At 45.1% G+C, this 18,415-nt stretch carries 20 protein-coding genes; 12 read left to right on the top strand and 8 right to left on the bottom strand.

Annotation, left to right across the window (positions count from 1 at the left end; translation table 11 throughout):
• Positions 1-3 precede the first annotated feature (3 nt).
• From A0256_06060 to A0256_06045, 4 genes are all read left to right on the top strand, one after another.
• Positions 4-627 carry a ribonuclease HII gene (locus tag A0256_06060; GenBank protein ID AMR31018.1) on the top strand — a complete coding sequence of 208 codons (624 nt, stop codon included), beginning with the start codon at positions 4-6 and terminating at the stop codon, positions 625-627.
• Between the two features lie 61 nt (positions 628-688).
• A complete protein-coding gene (locus A0256_06055) occupies positions 689-1,885 on the top strand; it encodes a hypothetical protein (GenBank protein AMR31017.1) in 1,197 nt (398 codons plus the stop codon).
• A 52-nt stretch (positions 1,886-1,937) separates the two neighbouring features.
• On the top strand, positions 1,938-3,017 hold the full coding sequence (locus tag A0256_06050; protein ID AMR31016.1) for a glycine cleavage system protein T: 1,080 nt from the start codon (positions 1,938-1,940) through the stop codon (positions 3,015-3,017).
• A gap of 55 nt (positions 3,018-3,072) precedes the next feature.
• Complete coding sequence (locus A0256_06045) at positions 3,073-3,837, top strand: 2-phosphosulfolactate phosphatase (GenBank protein AMR31015.1); 765 nt, start codon at positions 3,073-3,075, stop codon at positions 3,835-3,837.
• A gap of 166 nt (positions 3,838-4,003) precedes the next feature.
• Here A0256_06045 and A0256_06040 read toward each other — a convergent pair whose 3' ends face one another.
• From A0256_06040 to A0256_06025, 4 genes are all read right to left on the bottom strand, one after another.
• Complete coding sequence (locus A0256_06040; GenBank protein AMR31014.1) at positions 4,004-4,330, bottom strand: pyrophosphatase; 327 nt, start codon at positions 4,328-4,330, stop codon at positions 4,004-4,006.
• 114 nt (positions 4,331-4,444) lie between these two features.
• Complete coding sequence (locus A0256_06035) at positions 4,445-4,819, bottom strand: NADH:ubiquinone oxidoreductase (GenBank protein AMR31013.1); 375 nt, start codon at positions 4,817-4,819, stop codon at positions 4,445-4,447.
• A gap of 390 nt (positions 4,820-5,209) precedes the next feature.
• Complete coding sequence (locus tag A0256_06030) at positions 5,210-5,662, bottom strand: D-tyrosyl-tRNA(Tyr) deacylase (GenBank protein ID AMR31012.1); 453 nt, start codon at positions 5,660-5,662, stop codon at positions 5,210-5,212.
• Positions 5,663-5,752: 90 nt separating this feature from the next.
• A complete protein-coding gene (locus A0256_06025; GenBank protein AMR31011.1) occupies positions 5,753-6,670 on the bottom strand; it encodes a ribosome small subunit-dependent GTPase A in 918 nt (305 codons plus the stop codon).
• A gap of 248 nt (positions 6,671-6,918) precedes the next feature.
• Here A0256_06025 and A0256_06020 point away from each other — a divergent pair, with 248 nt between their 5' ends.
• The 4 genes from A0256_06020 to A0256_06005 all read left to right on the top strand — a co-directional run bounded on the left by A0256_06020 (position 6,919) and on the right by A0256_06005 (position 12,249).
• Positions 6,919-9,369, top strand: coding sequence for a bifunctional aspartokinase I/homoserine dehydrogenase I (locus A0256_06020; GenBank protein ID AMR31010.1), 2,451 nt, complete (start codon positions 6,919-6,921; stop codon positions 9,367-9,369).
• Positions 9,370-9,440: 71 nt separating this feature from the next.
• Positions 9,441-10,424, top strand: coding sequence for a homoserine kinase (locus A0256_06015; protein ID AMR34445.1), 984 nt, complete (start codon positions 9,441-9,443; stop codon positions 10,422-10,424).
• Positions 10,425-10,546: 122 nt separating this feature from the next.
• Positions 10,547-11,857 (top strand): threonine synthase, encoded by a 1,311-nt coding sequence (locus tag A0256_06010; GenBank protein ID AMR31009.1) that lies wholly within the window; start codon positions 10,547-10,549, stop codon positions 11,855-11,857.
• A gap of 2 nt (positions 11,858-11,859) precedes the next feature.
• Positions 11,860-12,249 carry a hypothetical protein gene (locus tag A0256_06005; protein ID AMR31008.1) on the top strand — a complete coding sequence of 130 codons (390 nt, stop codon included), beginning with the start codon at positions 11,860-11,862 and terminating at the stop codon, positions 12,247-12,249.
• Between the two features lie 4 nt (positions 12,250-12,253).
• Here the strand turns inward: A0256_06005 and A0256_06000 are convergent, their stop codons facing one another.
• Entirely contained in the window at positions 12,254-12,556 is a 303-nt protein-coding gene (locus A0256_06000; protein ID AMR31007.1) for a plasmid stabilization protein, read from the bottom strand.
• Positions 12,544-12,726, bottom strand: a complete 183-nt coding sequence (locus tag A0256_05995; GenBank protein ID AMR31006.1) for a hypothetical protein — start codon at positions 12,724-12,726, stop codon at positions 12,544-12,546. The genes A0256_06000 and A0256_05995 overlap by 13 nt, the downstream gene beginning before the upstream one ends.
• 68 nt (positions 12,727-12,794) lie before the next feature.
• Here A0256_05995 and A0256_05990 point away from each other — a divergent pair, with 68 nt between their 5' ends.
• Complete coding sequence (locus A0256_05990) at positions 12,795-13,400, top strand: HAD family hydrolase (GenBank protein AMR31005.1); 606 nt, start codon at positions 12,795-12,797, stop codon at positions 13,398-13,400.
• Positions 13,401-13,502: 102 nt separating this feature from the next.
• Here the strand turns inward: A0256_05990 and A0256_05985 are convergent, their stop codons facing one another.
• Positions 13,503-15,800 carry an energy transducer TonB gene (locus tag A0256_05985; protein AMR31004.1) on the bottom strand — a complete coding sequence of 766 codons (2,298 nt, stop codon included), beginning with the start codon at positions 15,798-15,800 and terminating at the stop codon, positions 13,503-13,505.
• A 58-nt stretch (positions 15,801-15,858) separates the two neighbouring features.
• Positions 15,859-16,122 (bottom strand): hypothetical protein, encoded by a 264-nt coding sequence (locus tag A0256_05980; GenBank protein ID AMR31003.1) that lies wholly within the window; start codon positions 16,120-16,122, stop codon positions 15,859-15,861.
• 207 nt (positions 16,123-16,329) lie between these two features.
• Between A0256_05980 and A0256_05975 the strand changes: the two genes are divergently transcribed.
• From A0256_05975 to A0256_05965, 3 genes are all read left to right on the top strand, one after another.
• Positions 16,330-16,674 carry a hypothetical protein gene (locus A0256_05975; protein AMR31002.1) on the top strand — a complete coding sequence of 115 codons (345 nt, stop codon included), beginning with the start codon at positions 16,330-16,332 and terminating at the stop codon, positions 16,672-16,674.
• A 146-nt stretch (positions 16,675-16,820) separates the two neighbouring features.
• Complete coding sequence (locus tag A0256_05970; protein AMR31001.1) at positions 16,821-17,537, top strand: peptidylprolyl isomerase; 717 nt, start codon at positions 16,821-16,823, stop codon at positions 17,535-17,537.
• 85 nt (positions 17,538-17,622) lie between these two features.
• Complete coding sequence (locus A0256_05965; protein AMR31000.1) at positions 17,623-18,390, top strand: exodeoxyribonuclease III; 768 nt, start codon at positions 17,623-17,625, stop codon at positions 18,388-18,390.
• Positions 18,391-18,415 lie beyond the last annotated feature (25 nt).

Raw genomic sequence — 18,415 nt, 5'->3', positions numbered from 1 at the left:
CAAATGAAAGTGAAGGCCAGGGTTACCAGAACATTATTAGCGAGACATCAGTATGAGTTGCTTGAGGCGGGCTGCGATGAGGCAGGTCGTGGTTGTTTAGCGGGTCCTGTTTTTGCAGCAGCGGTGATCTTGCCCGATGATTTTGATCACCATTTATTGAACGATTCCAAACAGCTTACCGAAGAAGTGAGGTATGCTTTACGTATCGAGATAGAACAAAAGGCCATTGCTCATGCTGTTGCCTGGTGCGATAACCACGAGATAGACGAGATCAACATCCTTAATGCTTCTTTCCTGGCCATGCACCGCGCTATCGCAAAGCTGCATTTGTGCCCACAATTTTTAATAATCGATGGCAACCGTTTCAACAAATATGGTACTACGCCACATGCCTGCATTATTGAGGGCGACGGAAAATATTTCAGTATAGCGGCAGCATCCATCCTGGCTAAAACTTATCGCGACGATTACATGAAGCAAATTGCCGCCGAACACCCCGAGTATAACTGGCACAGCAACAAAGGCTACCCAACAACAGCGCACCGCAAAATGGTGATGGACCTCGGCCATACGCCATATCATCGTAAAACTTTTAGGGTAACGGATCCTCAGCTCCGTATTTTTTAAGCTTTAGTTTGCCAAACCGCGCAAGGTTAATACCTTTAACCGAACCAATTATTTGCTCGCCTTGAGGATCCTCATTTTAACCCACCGAGTACCGTTTCCGCAGAATGGCGGGTACCCCATTGTGGTGGGCAATACCATCAAAGGACTTTTAACTCACGGGCACCAGGTTTCACTGATTTCCTTAAACGTTAAGAAGCATACCGATAAGATCCTGGAGCGCGACGAACTCCTCAGTAAAATCAATTATACCGAGTATGATATTGATACCCGCGTTTCTATGATAGAGGCCTTCAGCAACCTGTTCACAAAAAACCCTTATAACATTGACAAATATTATAACACCGGGTTTGAAAAGCTGCTGATCCAAAATCTGAGAGACAATACATACGATGTAATTCAACTGGAAGGCCTGTTTGTGGCGCCCTACCTGGCTATCGTTCGCAAAAGCACCAAAGCCAAAATATTATACCGCGCCCACAATATCGAGCACCAGGTATGGCAAAGACTGGCACAACAAAAATCCGATCCTTTCAAACGTTGGTACCTCAACCTGCTTGCACGCCGCGTAAAAGCGTATGAACTGGAATTACTTAACCGGTTCGACGGAATTGTGGTGTTTACCGGGCAGGATAAGGCCTTGTTACTATCCTTCGGTACCAAAATTCCTGTAAGCGTGTTACCAATTGGAGTGGACCTTTCCAAATACCAGCCCGACCCCGAAAAAACCGAATGCCCCAGTTTGTTCTTTTTGGGTTCTTTAGACTGGCTTCCCAACCGAGAGGGTATTGAATGGTTTCTGGATAACTTTCACAAAGAACTGGTGGATGGTGACCTCAAATGCAAGTTTTACGTGGCCGGCAACAATATCCCCGAAGCATTTGACGAGTACGACGTACCCGGTAAGGTATTTATAAAAGGTGAGGTAGATGATGCCATGGAATTTGTAAACAGCAAATCCATCATGATCGTACCGCTGCTTTCCGGCGGGGGCATGCGCGTAAAAATTGTAGAGGGCATGGCTATGCAGAAATGTATCATCTCTACCTCCATTGGTGCTGAGGGCATCACATTTACCGATGGCGAACATATTATCATTGCCAATGATGCCGATGCATTTTACAGTGCCATGCTGAAATGCATTACCGACGAGGAATACTGCTACCAAATTGGTGCTAATGCACGCCGTTTGATCGAGCAAAATCATGATGTAGATACCGTTACAGCGGGCTTGATTGCTTTCTACCAATCAATTATCTAAACAACGGGCATTTGAAGCTATTTTGCTACTTTTGCCCCCACAATAAATAACCATGAAAAATACTGCTTTAACTAACGTGCATACCAATTTAGGTGCTAAAATGGTGCCGTTTGCCGGTTACAATATGCCTGTACAATATACCGGCATCAATGCTGAGCACGATACCGTACGCAAAAGCGTGGGTGTGTTTGATGTAAGCCACATGGGCGAGTTTATTTTAAAGGGAGAAAACGCCCTTGCTCTGATCCAGAAAGTTACCAGTAACGATGCGGCTAAACTGTATGACGGCAAAGTACAATACAGCTGCCTGCCAAACGAAGACGGCGGCATTGTGGACGATTTGCTGGTTTACCGCATGGATGAGAAAACCTATATGCTGGTAGTCAATGCATCTAACATCGAAAAAGACTGGAACTGGATCTCTAAATTTAACACCGAAGGCGTTGATATGAAAAATATCAGCGACCGAACTTCTTTGCTGGCTATCCAGGGACCAAAAGCGGCCGAAGCCTTGCAAAGCCTTACCGACATCGACCTGGCATCGATGGAGTACTATACCTTTAAAAAAGGCACATTTGCTGGAATCCCCAACGTAGTTGTTTCAGCAACGGGCTATACCGGGGCAGGTGGTTTCGAGATCTATTTTGATAATGAGCATGCCGAATTTATTTGGAACGAGGTGTTCAATGCCGGCGAGCCTTTCGGTATAAAACCTATTGGCCTGGCTGCCCGTGATACCTTGCGCTTAGAAATGGGCTTTTGCCTCTACGGTAACGATATTGATGATAAAACATCGCCACTGGAAGCCGGTTTAGGCTGGGTAACGAAGTTCAGTAAATCATTTACTAATTCTGAGGCGCTGCAACAGCAGAAAGCCGCCGGTGTGAGCCAAAAGCTGATTGGCTTTGAAATGATAGACCGCGGCATCCCCCGGCACGACTACGCTATTGTTGATGCCGATGGCAACAAAATTGGCCGTGTAACATCCGGCACCCAGTCGCCATCCCTGCAAAAAGCCATTGGTCTGGGTTACGTAAAGAACGACTTTGCCAAAGAAGGCAGCGAGATCTACATCAGCATCCGTGATAATAAAGTAAAAGCAAAGGTTGTAAAGCCGCCTTTTTATAAATAAGAAGCCTGGCAGCCGCGGCCCCCTAACCCCCTGAAGGGGGAACAGAATTAAAATAATGACTAAAAAATATACAAATTCCGCTCCCCCTTCAGGGGGCCGGGGGGCAGGGCTTGGGCTCGACGTTTGCCTTAGCCCTGCCCTTATCCCACTTTACAACGTGGAAGATTATATTGTTGTGGTGATTGATATTTTTCGCGCCACATCATCAATTTGCTATGGCGTTGAGAATGGCGCAGAAGCAATTATTCCGGTATCAGAAGTAGCAGAATGTGCTGCCTATCGTGAAAAGGGGCTTGATTATTTATTAGCCGCAGAAAGAGACGGTAAAGTAGTTGAGGGCTTCGATTTCGGTAACTCCCCTTTTTCCTATACATCCGAAAAAGTAGCAGGCAAAACTGTTGTCCTCACTACCACAAACGGGACCCACGCGCTCCATTTATCACGCAAAGCAAAAAGAATCGTCATCGGTTCTTTCTTGAATTTAACCGCACTTTGTAACTGGCTTAAAACGCAGAACGAAAGTATCTTACTGGTGTGCGCCGGCTGGAAAAACAACTTCAACTTGGAAGACACGCTGTTTGCGGGGGCCGTAATAGAACAACTAAAGGGCGATGGCTATATTTTGGATGACCCCTCCCTGGCCGCTAACGACCTCTTCCAGTTAGGAAAGAATGACATAGCCCAATACCTCAGCAAAACATCTCACGGCGAGCGCCTAAAAAAGTTGGGCATCGAAAAAGACATTGCCTTTTGCCTGCAGGTGGATGTAACTACCGCCATCCCGGTTTTGGATGGCGATAGACTGGTGAAATTGGTTTAAGATCTGTCCGTAGAGACGCAATATTTTGCGTCTCAGCTATGCATATCCGATTTGCATTATTGGATTTGCATTGTGGAATTTTGGGAGACAGCATGCGGGAGACAGCATGCGGGAGACGCAAAATATTGCGTCTCTACGGGATAGGGGAAATAATGTGTATCCTGGGTTATTTTAATTTTTTGTTGTTTTTATGCCTATCAGCATCGCGAATGCTTTTCTTCACCATGTTTTTTTCCAAAGCGTCGGTAAGATCAACCCCCGTTTGGTTAGCAAGGCAGATCAGCACAAAAAGCACATCGGCCATCTCATCCGCCAGGTTAACTTCTGTATCAGATTTTTTGTACGATTGCTCGCCATATTGCCGGGCCATAATGCGGGCAACCTCTCCCACCTCCTCCATCAAGATAGCGGTATTGGTGAGTTCATTAAAATAACGGACACCGGTAGTTTTTATCCAGTTATCAACCGCTTGCTGAGCTTCTTCAATTGTCATAGTTTATTAAGTTAACACGATTTTTATTAAGTTAACACGAATTGTATCGAACAAAACGAATTTCACAAATTCATTGCCTAAGTCACAGAAAACAATTTTTCATTTTTTTAAAAGCTATATAATTACACGTTCATATTGGACTGATGGAGCCCCAAAATTGACAACTAATCCAAGACGAAGACCAGAAGCTTTTAAATAATTAAGCGTTTGCTTCAAATAGGGATCTCCAATATACTCGCCGGTTTTAATCTCAAGAACAATGCTGTTATAAACAACAAAATCAGCAACAAAGCAATGTTTCAGCTTTTGGGCTTTATAATAAATATCATAAAGTTTTTCTCTTTGAAACAGAATACCAATTCGCCTAAACTCTATCTCTAATGCATCCTTATAAACAACCTCCTTAAATCCATGCCCTAGCGCTTTGTGAACCTCAAAGCAAGCCCCAATTATCTTATAAGACTCTTCTTTAAATAAAATCTCTGCCATGAATCAAAATTTGTAATTAGTAAACCCTCCTCCTCCAATCCTAAAAATTCGTGAAATTCGTTCCATTCGATCAAATTCGTGTTCACTCAATTCATCCCATCTCGAATCCTAAAAAATTCGTGAAATTCATTCTATTCGATACAATTCGTGTTCACTCAATTCGCCCCAATGCCAATCCTAAAAATTCGTGAAATTCGTTCCATTCGATTAAATTCGTGTTCACTCAATTCGCCTCCATGCCAATTTCCTAAAATTCGTGTAATTCGACATAATTAGATCAAATTCGTGTTCACTCAATTCGCCTCTATGCCAATTTCCTAAAATTCGTGAAATTCGTTCTATTCGATCAAATTCGTGTTCACTCAATTCGCCTCTATGCAGGGCGTACGTTTATTGCTTATCCTTCGTATCCATCACAATAGTTACCGGCCCATCATTCAGCAGGCTTATTTTCATGTCCGTACCGAAAATCCCCGTTTGTATCGGTTTGTTGACAAGTTTAGCTAGCTCATTTATCATATATTCATACAACGGAACAGCCTTATCCGGCTTAGCCGCGCGGATAAACGATGGCCTGTTTCCTTTTTTAGTTTGAGCGAATAGGGTAAACTGCGATATCAGCAAAATGCCACCATCAATATCGGCCAATGCTTTATTCATTAAACCCTGCTCGTCACCAAAAACGCGCATATTGGCAATCTTGGGGGCAAGCCAATCAACGTCCTGAAGGGTGTCGGCATCCTCCACCCCCAACAAAACTAAAAAACCGGCTGCTATTTGACCGGTGATGTTCCCGTCGACTGTGCATGATGCCTGGCTGACACGTTGTATAACTGCTCGCATAATTAGAATAAAGATGTCTAGACTCAACAATCAGGACGCGTTATCAGGATTTTTCTTGTTTCGTGACTCTTGTCATCTTGCCTCTCCGCCTTACGCTCTCGTATCGTTACCGTTATAAATGCTCAAATAGCTATCGTAACGCGATAAGGCGATATCCCCCTGTTCAATTGCCGCCAATACCGCGCATCCGGGCTCATTAATATGCCGGCAGTTATTAAAGCGGCATTGATTCATCAGCTCCCTCATCTCCGGGAAAAAGTGGCTTAGCTCTTGTTTTTCTATATCAATAACACCCAATTCGCGGATGCCAGGCGTATCAATGATATATCCGCCTTGCGGCAGTTCAAACATTTCGGCAAAGGTGGTGGTGTGCATCCCCTTATCGCTCCAGTCGGAGATCATGTGGGTGCGCAAGTCGAGATCGGGTAATAAACGATTGATCAAACTGGATTTACCAACGCCCGAGTGGCCCGAGAATAAGGTTATCTTATCCTTCAGCAAATTCTGTACAGTATCTATATGGGTACCTTCCAGTGCAGATACGGAATAACACGAATAACCGATATTTTCGTAAACCGCCTGGTATTCCGACAAGATCTCCAGTCCTTCATCGCTAAACAAATCGAGCTTATTAAAGATGAGGCAGGCGGTAATGCCGTAGGCTTCGGCAGTCACCAGGAACCGGTCGATGAACCCTAATGAAGTACGCGGGGAAGCCAGCGTTACTACCAAAAGTGCCAGATCAAGGTTGGCGGCGATGATCTGCGCCTGTTTAGACAGGTTGATTGATTTGCGGATGATATAATTTTTGCGCTGGTGCAGGTTGGTAATTACACCTGTGCCCTGCTCCGGTTCCATATCAAAATCAACCACATCCCCCACTGCCAGCGGGTTAGTAGTAGTAATTCCTTTCGTACGGAATTTTCCTTTGATCCGGCAATCTATTGTCTCCTCACCAGATCTTACCTGGTACCAGCTTCCGGTTGATTTTGTTACGAGCCCCTGCATACGGCCGCAATTTAGGAAGATAAACAACCTATTAAAAATAAAATCGTTTGGGTATTTGTTTATTAGAAAATATTCCACTTACTTTACCAACATAATATATGACAATTAACAACACCACAATTATTACCATTATTACCACCGGGATAAAACTTGGAGGAAGATAATCGTATGGTGTAAAACATAAAGAAAAACCAAATGAAAGCCTTCCTCCGCAAAGAGGAAGGCTTTTTTATTTTTTACCACTAATAATGAAAGTATTTAAGTTTGGAGGAACCTCCGTAGGATCGGTAAGCAGCATCAAAACCCTGCTGGATATACTCAAAGAACAACACAAAAATGGCGAACGCCCGGTGGTAGTTTTATCTGCCATGAGCGGCATCACCAATTTGCTGATTGCCATGGCGGAAGGTGCCGCCGCGGGTAACGAATTTACCGCCGAACTGGCAGAGCTGGAGAAACGGCATTTTGAAGTGGTGAAAGCTTTACTGGAAATTCAAAACCAAAACCCGGCCTATACCCGCCTTAAGATCCACTTTAACCAACTGGAAGAATTGTTGCAAGGCGTACTTACCCTGCGCGAGCTCACTGCAAAAACAAGGGATACCATCCTGAGTTACGGCGAACGTTGCTCTACCCTGATGATCAGTAAGATTGCCGCCCAATACTTCCCGGAAGCATTGTTTGTTGACGCATCCACGCTCATCAAAACAGACAATTCTTTTGGACAGGCGCGTGTAAATATGGACCTGACCGAAACACTGATCCGCAGCTTTTACAATGAGAACAACGATAAAATGCTTTTCGTTACCGGATTTATTGCAGGTAATGATGCCGGCCAGATTACCACGCTTGGCAGAGGCGGCAGTGATTATACCGCCGCCATTTTCGGCTCGGCCCTAAATGCGCAGGAGATCCAGATCTGGACGGACGTAAACGGCATGATGACCGCCGACCCGCGCATGGTTAAAAAAGCATTCTCATTAGAGGAGCTAACTTATACCGAGGCGATGGAACTATCGTATTTCGGCGCCAAGGTGATCTACCCGCCAACCATGATCCCGGCATTTTTGAAGAAGATCCCCATTGTGATCAAAAACACCTTTGAGCCGGAGTTTGTGGGCACATTTATCCGTCACGACTGCAAGGCTTCTACCCTGCCCATCAAAGGGATTTCCTCTATCAATAACATCAGCATCCTGAGTTTGGAAGGCAGCGGTATGGTGGGCAAATCCGGTTTTAGCGGCAGGTTGTTTTCTTTGCTGGCGAGAGAGCAGATCAACATCATACTGATCACCCAATCTTCATCAGAACACAGCATTACCTTCGCGGTACAGCCACATGATGTTGATAAAGCACAATTACTGATAGAACAAGAGTTTGAACTGGAACTGCTGGCCAATAAGCTGGAAGCTATAGTGGTTGAAAAAGGCCAGGCTATATTGGCTATAGTGGGCGAAAATATGAAACAAACGCCGGGTGTAAGCGGCAAACTATTCCATGCACTGGGCCGTAACGGTATAAACGTGCGCGCCATTGCACAGGGGTCTTCCGAGTATAACATTTCCGTAATCATCTCGGCAACCGACCTGGCAAAAGCGCTGAATGCAGTACATGATGCCTTCTTTATCCAGCTAACCAAAACGCTGCATGCTTTCTGCCTCGGCACCGGCAACATTGGCAAAACCCTGTTTAACCAGTTGAACGCACACCGCGAGTTCCTGCAAAAAAACAACGGCATCCAAGTAAAAATTGCAGGTATCAGCAATACGCGTAAAATGGTGTTTAACACCGATGGCCTATCGCTGGATAACTGGGAAGAGGAACTGCAGGATTCGCACCATACGGCAGATCTGCAGACTTTTATTCACCATATGAAGCAAATGAACCTGCCCAACTGCGTGTTTATAGATAATACTGCCAGCCCAGCTCCTATCGGGTTTTATGAGGAGATCTTCAAATCGAACATCTCGGTAGTTACCTGTAATAAAATAGGCAACTCGGCCAGCTACAGCCAGTATAAAACATTCAGAGATACGGCACGCAGACACGGGGTTGATTTCTTTTATGAAACCAACGTAGGTGCGGGCTTACCAATCATCCGTACCCTAAAAGACCTGATGAGCAGTGGCGACAGGGTGCAGCGCATCGAAGCTATTCTATCTGGTACCATTTCCTTTATTTTCAATTATTTTAAGGGCGATGCCAACTTTCACGATGTGGTGAAAGAAGCACAGGATAAGGGATATACCGAACCAGATCCGCGTGACGATCTGAGCGGAAAGGATTTTATGCGCAAAATGCTGATCCTGGCCCGCGATGCCGGTTACGAAATGGAAGCAGCAGATGTGCAGATTGATAGCATCCTGCCGCAAAGCTGCCTGGATGCGCAAACGGTGGAGGATTTCTATGCTGCATTAAAAAACGAAGACGCATTCTTCGCCAACCTGAAAGATACAGCAGAAAAGAATAAAAAAGTATTGCGCTACATTGGCAAACTGGAAGACGGTAAAGCCGCTATCACCCTGCAAATGGTTGATGAGAACCACCCTTTCTATATGCTTAGCGGTAGCGATAACATCATCTCGTTTACTACCGATAGGTACAAGGACCGCCCGCTGGTAGTTAAGGGCCCCGGGGCAGGTGCCGAAGTAACCGCAGCTGGCGTATTTGCGGATCTGATAAACGTAGGAGCGAATTAGGGGAAGCCCCCCAGCCCCCTGAAGGGGGAGTAAAAGTGAAAAATTATATGGAAAATAGCTTAGAAAAAAATATTCATTCCCCCCTTCAGGGGGTCAGGGGGAAAACTCCCCCTTCAGGGGGCGGGGAGGGTATCCATGTCTTCGCGCCGGCCACCGTTGCCAACGTCGTCTGTGGATTTGACGTACTGGGCTTTGCGGTGAATGAGCCGGGCGATGAGGTTATTATGCGCCTAACCAATAAACCGGGAATTACCATCAGTAAGATTACCGGTGATGACGGGCGCCTGCCGCTTAACCCGGCTAAAAACACGGTAAGTGTAAGCGTTCAGCATTACCTGCAGAGTATAGACAGGCCGGATATCGGGTTAGACATCGAACTGCATAAAAAAATGCCCATTGGCAGCGGACTGGGTTCAAGCTCTGCCAGTACGGTAGCCGGTTTGTTTGCCATTAAGACCCTTTTGGGTGATGATACCGATGTTTCTACCTTGTTACCTTTCGCTATGAAAGGTGAGGAAATGGCTTGCGGACACGGCCATGCCGATAATGTGGCACCCGCGCTGATGGGCGGGTTTGTGCTCATCCGCAGTTATGAGCCATTGGATGTAGTGCGTTTACCGCACCCCGCCGGCTTGTGGTGTGCCATCGTTTTCCCGGATGTGGATGTACCTACCAGGGAAGCCCGGCAGATCATCCGTAATAAGATCTTTATGAAGGACGCCGTAACCCAATGGGGCAATATTGCAGGCCTGGTGAGCGGTTTATTTATGCAGGACATCGATTTGATTGGGCGTAGTATGAAAGATGTACTGGTGGAGCCTGTGCGCAGCATGCTGATCCCGGATTTTTATGCTATGCGGGAAATGGCCATGGACCTCGGCGCGGTAAGCTTTGGCATCTCCGGATCAGGGCCATCTGTGTTTGCCTTTACCCGCGATGAGGATACCGCTAAGCGGATCACTCAAAAACTACAAAAACATTTAACCAGTATAAAAATAGGCTCGAATGGTTATGTTTCAACCATCAATGATAAAGGGCCCCGAGTAATAGGCTAAGTTCTTTACCACGCCATTGCGATAAATGAAGCAATCTCTCGACAGGCGTGGGAATTATTTGAAATTTAGCGATTGCTTCATCCCCCGCAATAACGCGTGGGTAATGATTTGAATAATAGCAGATGAAATTCTACAGTACCAACAATACCGATTTAAGAGTAGGTTTTAAAGAAGCCGTTTTTAACAGCATGCCCCAGGATAAGGGTTTATATATGCCCGTAGAGATCCCGGTTTTAGGTGAAAAATTCATCAGCAACCTGGACCAGTATACACTTCCGGAAATTGCATACCATATTGCTCAAAACCTGTTAGGCGATGATATCCCGGCAGATGATCTCAAAGCTATCATCAACGATGCAATTAACTTTTACGCGCCAGTGGTAAAACTGGAGCAAAACATAGGCGTACTTGAACTTTTTCATGGACCGTCTTTGGCATTTAAGGATTTCGGCGCCAGGTTTATGAGCCGCGTGATGAGTTATTTTTTAGAAGATGGCGAAAAGCAGCTGGATGTACTGGTGGCAACATCTGGTGATACCGGCGGCGCAGTGGCTCTGGGCTTTTTAGGCGTTCCTAACACGCGGGTAACCATTCTGTATCCCAAAGGAAAAGTTAGCCAAATTCAGGAGCTTCAATTAACCACCAACGGACAAAACATCCGCGCCCTGGAAATCGACGGCACCTTTGATGACTGCCAGGCTCTGGTAAAACTGGCTTTTACAGATCCCGATCTGAATGCCAAATTGCGCCTTACATCGGCCAACTCCATCAACATTGCCCGTTTAATCCCGCAAACTTTTTATTACTTCAATGCCTACGCACAGTTGCTTAAACAGGGCATTAATAAAGTGGTATTTGCAGTACCAAGTGGCAACTTTGGCAATATTGGCGCCGGTTTATTAGCCTGGAAAATGGGCTTGCCAGTGGAGCAATTTATTGCTGCCACCAACGCCAATGATACTGTGCCAGCGTTTTTAAAGACCGGTATCTATCAGCCCAAAGCATCGGTAGCCACATTATCTAATGCGATGGATGTGGGCAACCCAAGCAACTGGGTTCGCATTGCTGACCTGTTTAAAGAAGATCCAAAAGATTTAAAAAAGCTTATTACCGGCTATACGTATAGCGATGAAGAAACCGTGAAAGCAATTCAGGAGGTGTATGATCAATACAAGTATGTAGTTTGCCCGCATACTGCCATTGCCTGGAAAGCATTAAAGGCGTACCAGCAGGAACACGCCGCAAACGATACCTCTGGCGTATTTTTAGCAACCGCTCATCCTTGTAAATTCCCGGATGCGTTTACAGATGAAATTGCGGGCCATATTGCTATACCAGAGCAGGTAAAAGCGCTGGAACGAAAAGATCATAAAGCAACCGCTTTAAGTACGGAGTTTGACGAATTTAAAAGATATTTGCTGAAAAATAGTTAAGCATGATTAAACGCAGTAATGCACGTTTCCTGGCTGTAATGGTGCTGGCATTGGTTAGCCTGGCTGGCTGCAGCAACAAAAAACCTTTTGACCGCTGGGGATGGGATGATGGCGATGGCATCGATTTCCCTAAGCGTTATATGATGGTGGATGATCTGATGGCTAATCATAAACTGAAAGGCCTCACCTATAAACAGGCAATAAACCTGCTGCATTACCCGCAACGCAACAGCCATACCGACAGGAGTTTTTCTTACGAGATCACCCGGAAAATGGATGGCATAGATACCCTATACGCTAAGAACCTGGTGCTGTATCTTAATAAAGATTCGGTAGTAACTGATGTAAAGGTTACAGAGAAAAACTACGAACGAAAAACCAAAAAGAAATAGTATTTTACTTTAAATTGGGATTACTGGACAAGAGGCGCTTGCTATGGTGAACGGTTATAATGTCAACGTGAAATGTTGATACAATACGGTAGATTATCCTATAATTGCCTTGCTGAAGTTCTCTTATTGAATCGTCTGCTTTTTCAGCAACTATTTTCCCTGAAGAAGGGTGTCGCTCTAATATTTTCACGCTATCAAAAAATCTTTTCACTTGTACTTTAGCGTAGTGGTCGGAATCTTTAGCAATAAACTCGGCAATTTTATCAATATCATTTATAGCTTGCTTAGTCCAATTTACTTTAACCATTTAGACAACTGTATTTGAGCCGTTGGTGTTGATACTGTTTCATCGTTATCAGATTGTTCGACGCCTAAATCTATCTTATCTAACAATAACAGCCTGTCAACAATATCATCAAAGCTAAACTCCAACGGCAAATCACTCACTGTCTTTAAAACATCATCTCTAGTTAGCATATCCTTAAATTTATTTAAATATACTAAATGAGTATTTAATTAAAAGCACTTAATTAGCTAAAAATATCATGATCAACACAATCATATTCGACCTTGGGGCAGTACTTATCGACTGGAACCCCGATTACATGTACCGTACGCTTTTTGACGATGAGCAGGAAATGCGCGACTTTCTCAACAACATTACAACTTCCGACTGGAACGAGGAACAGGATGCAGGTCGCTCGCTTAAGGAAGGTACCGAACTGCTGGTTAAACAGCACCCGCAGCATGAGGCGCACATCCGTGCATTTTATGGCAGGTGGATAGAAATGCTTGGGGATGCTTTCGAGGGATCGGTGGAGATCTTTAAAGAGTTAAAAGCGAGTGGTAAATACAAGATCTATGCGCTCACCAACTGGTCTGCGGAAACTTTTCCGTTGGCACAGGAGCGGTTTGACTTTTTAAATTGGTTTGATGGTGTTGTGGTATCGGGAGCAGAAAAAATGCGTAAACCGGCACCGGAATTCTACCAGATCCTGCTGGACAGGTATCATGTAATTCCGCAGCAATCTTTGTTCATCGATGATAATTACCGCAACATATTAGCTGCTGAAAAAATGGGTATCAATTGTATCCACTTTACATCCCCGGAGCAATTAAGAGAGGAACTCATCGCTAAACAGGTCCTGTAAAATAGACGCGAAGTATCGCGCCTCTACAAAGATTTCCAATGTAGAGACGCGATACTTCGCGTCTTAAATTCGCGCCTTATAGTTCGCGTATTAAAGTCTCAACTATTTATTTGTCCCAAAGGGCAAATAAAACCCAAAGGTTATGTTCCTACCCGGGTTATAAACTCCAAAGGTTGGGTCTTCCTGGCTGTAACGGCCCGGCCTTAAACGGCTCAGCGCATCGTAGTAACGTTTGTTGGTTAAGTTGGCTCCGGCGATATAAACCTTAAGCGGCTGGGCACCTATTTTAAACGTTGCGCCTATGCCAGCGTTAATTAGCGTATAAGCATCGGCTGGTGTTTCAAACGTTGCATCAATGCGGGTTTGTTTAAAGTAATTATCCAGTCCCGCGGATATGTAAAAATCTTTTATCCCTTTAATCTTCGGCTCAAAACGAAGGGTATTATGCAATACCCCCGCCGGTATTAGCGGCAAAGGCTTGTCGAAAGATTGATTTTGTGCCCTGGTATAGCTAAAGGTATTTTCAAAATGCAGGAATGATACCGGGTGCAGCGTTAAATTACCTTCAAAACCGTAAAGATTAGCGTTTACCTGGCCATAGCGGTAAGCATCATATCCTCGCGGTAAACCGGTTGCCGGATCGGTAACAGTTATTTGCTCTTTATTGGTGTTGGAAGCATAGATGTAATTATGAATATAATTTTCATAAATGCCGAAGCTGCCTGTTACGAATCCGGTACCGTATTCAAGTGTAGCATCAGCTTGGTAGCTTCTCTCCGGTGCAAGGTTGCCCGAACCAATTTCATACCTCGATGTTCCCTCGTGCACGCCATTTGAGCCAAGTTCTGCCGGGTTGGGTGCGCGGAATGCGGTACCTGCATTAGCTTTAAAACTTAAGGCATCGTTAAACTCGTGGGTATAACCCAGCGCGCCGCTTATATTGCCAAACTTGTTATCAAAGCCCGTGAATACCTCCTCACCAGCTACAAACTGTTGTTTACCTTTATTTTGGATATAATCAAACCTTAAACCTGCGCTGAAGGTGTTTTTATCCCACACTTTTTTAATAAAGCCAAATGCGCCGGTGCTGTATTCGTCATAGGCGGGCACCAACAGCTCTTCGCCAAGGTTAACACTATGCCCCAGGCTGGCACTTATGCCAATAACAGGATGCCATCCGCTAAATTCCCTCATATAATATTTAGCATCCAATGAGTAGGTGTTCAGATCAAAAAACAATGAAGGCACGGGTGTACTCTCCAGTTCGCGGCGCTGGTTTTTTTGAAAACCAAGATCAAGCTTTAATGAACTGCCATGAAATATGAAGTTATTATTCAATGCAAGTTTGTAGTGTCTGATATCCTGGCGAGGGTATTCAATTGTTCGGCTGGTAGATGTGCTGTATAGCTCATCTCCCGGTTCTGCATCAAAAAAACCAATATTATCTTTAAAGTAGGAGAAATTTAAATGCGAGTAACCCCAGGATTTGTTGACACCCAGCATCCCGCTAAAATTAGTTTGGTTAAACCCACTGTTTTGATAGTAGCCCGCGGGCGTGTTGAATGAATGTGCATTCTGATAAGATCCGCGACCGCGCCATACAAAACCATCCTGATTACCGGCAAGCATCAGCGATGTGTTAACTAAGCCGCTGTTAGTAGAATAACTGCTCAGCACCTCCCCCTTTATATTACCCTCGGCAGGCGATGATGGCTCGATAATGTTGATCACACCCCCAAGTGCATCAGATCCGTATTGCAAGGATGCCGCGCCCCGGAGCACCTCCACACGTTCGGCCTGGTTCTGGTCAATTTCTATCCCATGCTCATCACCAAACTGTTGCCCCTGCTGTTTTACGCCATCGCTTAGCGTAACTACCCGATTGTAACTTAAACCGCGAATAACCGGTTTAGAGATACCCTGGCCGGTTGAGATCTGGCTGACACCGGGAACCTGCCTGGCCAACGCGTCGATCAGGTTAGTTGATGTACCCTGCAATTGCTCTTTGCTAACCACACTGGCCGATGTACTGTTGCTTTTGCTGCCGGCTGTAATTGGTGTGCCGGTTATGACCACTTCATGCGCTTCGATAACGCTCGGTTGCAAAGCAAAAACCATGGGGGCGTTCGAGGAAAAATCAATGGTTTGTGTTAATGTTTTATAACCGATATAGCTTACTTGTATTACGTACCGGCCCTGGGAAGGAACAGAGTGTAAAATGAACTCGCCATTGGCATTTGTACCTACCGATACATGAAGATCGGGAATACTTACAACAGCACCAGGCAAGGTTTCGTTGGTTTTGGCATCGATAACTTTTCCCTTTATAATAGTAATATCGGCAAATGCCGCAAATTGAATAAACAGCAAGAAGAAGCAACTAATGAGTTTTAGTTTCATAATAATAATTTGAAATTCGATAAAGTGCCACGAATGCGGCGTTAATTGAAACAGCTTATTATGAAGCGAAAGGAGGAGCGCGCCCCGCAGCTAAGATGAGGGCGATACTGGTAAAACTGTATTCCGAAGGTTTATAGATACGATTGGTGCCTACCAGCGCGGCATGATAGGTTGGATTACTTGCAAGCTCCATCGCGCTGTGATGCATACTATCGCATAGTTCGCATTTCTCTTTAACAATGGTGTGTTGCGAATTTTTACAATCGTGATTTGCGGAAGCATGAATGTTCTTAACCTGGTTATGCTGATGGGCATAAACCATATACTGGCCTGTGACAAAGCATAGCAGCAATGCCCACGAGGAAATTATACGATAAATGCTTTTTTTCACAACTACAAGTATTGTTTTTGCAATATTCTACAAAGCTAATTAATAAAAAGCCAGTGTTATGTTTAAAACGTAACAATATTGTTAATAGCGTGCGAACAGTGGAATTTAAAACAAGGTTAGGTACGTATATTTGCCGCTATGAAACCAGCTGGAGTTAATTTAAAGTTCGCCGCCTTACAGGATCGCATAGCCGCGGATTTTGACAATGAAAAGCCGGATATCAAAGTACTGTTATTTTTAATTGGGGTACAGGAGCTGGGCCAGGGACCGCGTAAATTTAATAAACGGCAAAAGGAAGAGTTGATGCACATAGCGAACTGTAAACTCTTTAGTCAAATGGGCTTTTACGAACTGGAGGGGCAAGATCAGGACGGCTGGCCGCACTGGAAACTCATCAAAACCATCCCGAGTTATAATATATTGGAACAGGAGCTTCTGATAAAATCACTGATAGTTACTTATTTTGAAGAAAATGGCTATTGATTAAGAAAGCATAAAAGATTCGCCAAGGTTTGAAAGGAAAAAATGGTGGTAGCATTCCCAATTTGCTTACTAACTTATTTTACGCTTTTCTTAACCGCTAGCAAATTTTCAATCGTTACGGTATTTTTAAACTTTACACAACCCAGATGAAGAAAATCTTTACACTTTGTATTTTACTGCTGGTGGTCAGCATGGCATTTGCCAAGCCACCAAAAAATCAGTATGTGCGCATTACCACCAGTTATGGCAGTGTGATCATCCGGCTGTATAACGAAACGCCCCTGCACCGTGACAACTTTATCAAGCTCACCAAATCGGGTTTTTACAATGGCACACTGTTCCATCGCGTAATCCAAAATTTCATGATCCAGGGCGGCGATCCGGATTCGCGGGATACCAGCAAGGCAAAACCCGGTGCCGAACTAGGCAACGGCGATGTTAAATATACTATCCCGGCAGAGTTTCGCGACAGCCTGTTCCACAAACGGGGTGTGTTGGCCGCCGCGAGAGACGACAACCCCCAAAAAGCATCCAGCGGCTGCCAGTTTTACCTGGTAGAGGGCAAGCGTTTTACGCCGGGTAAGTTAGATACCCTTGAAATGACACGGCTGAAGGGGCGCAAGATCCCAACTTGGCAGCGAGATATCTATACAACTGTTGGCGGCGTACCCCACCTTGACCAAAACTATACGGTATATGGCGAAGTTGTAAGCGGGCTGGATATGGTTGACCGCATAGCCGCCGTTAAAAAAGACGAACGCGACAGGCCAACAGCCAATGTGCCGATGACGGTAGCATTGCTAAGTAAAGGAGCGTGTAAGCAACTGGATAAAATCCTGATGCCGAGCCCCCCAACCCCCTGAAGGGGGAGCCTTTGACCGGCAAATTTATATATTTGCCTATAATTTAACTATTACTCCCCCTTTACGGGGCCGGGAGCCAAGCCTTATGAAAATTATTACTTATAACGTTAACGGAATTCGATCGGCGATTAGTAAAGACTGGCTGGCCTGGCTGCAGGCTACTGATGCAGATGTGGTATGCCTGCAGGAGATTAAGGCAACGCCTGATGTATTAACCGACCTTGGTTTGATAGATGCTTTGGGTTACCAGCATTTTTGGTTCCCGGCAGAAAAGAAAGGATATAGCGGAACAGCTATCTTTAGTAAGATCCTGCCCAACCATGTGGAGTATGGCTGCGGTATTCCGGATTTTGACCGCGAGGGCCGCTGTATCCGGGTTGATTTTGACGAGGTATCGGTGATGAGTGTTTACTTTCCATCGGGCTCCAGCGGCGATGAACGGCAGATCTTCAAGTACCGGTTCCTGGATGAATTTGGTAAATACCTCACCCTGCTAAAAGTGGACCATCCCAACCTGGTGGTTTGCGGTGATTACAATATATGCCACCAGGCCATCGACATTCACAACCCAAAATCAAATGCCAATTCCTCCGGGTTTTTGCCCGAGGAACGCGAATGGATGGAGAACTTTATCGAGTCGGGGTTTGTGGATGCTTTCCGGCATTTAAATAAAGAGCCGCACAACTATACCTGGTGGAGTTTCCGCTCGGGTGCCCGCGGCAAGAATTTGGGCTGGCGCATCGATTACGCCATGGTGAGCAAAGAGCTGGAGGGCAATATCAAACGCGCCGCTATCCTGCCGGAAGCAAAGCACTCAGATCATTGCCCGGTATTACTGGAGCTGGAATTTTAGGCCCCGTGTTCCACTTCGAAAATGT

The organism is Mucilaginibacter sp. PAMC 26640 (genome assembly GCA_001596135.1).
GTDB lineage: Bacteria > Bacteroidota > Bacteroidia > Sphingobacteriales > Sphingobacteriaceae > Mucilaginibacter.
This window is presented reverse-complemented; position numbering and strand designations above follow the sequence as displayed.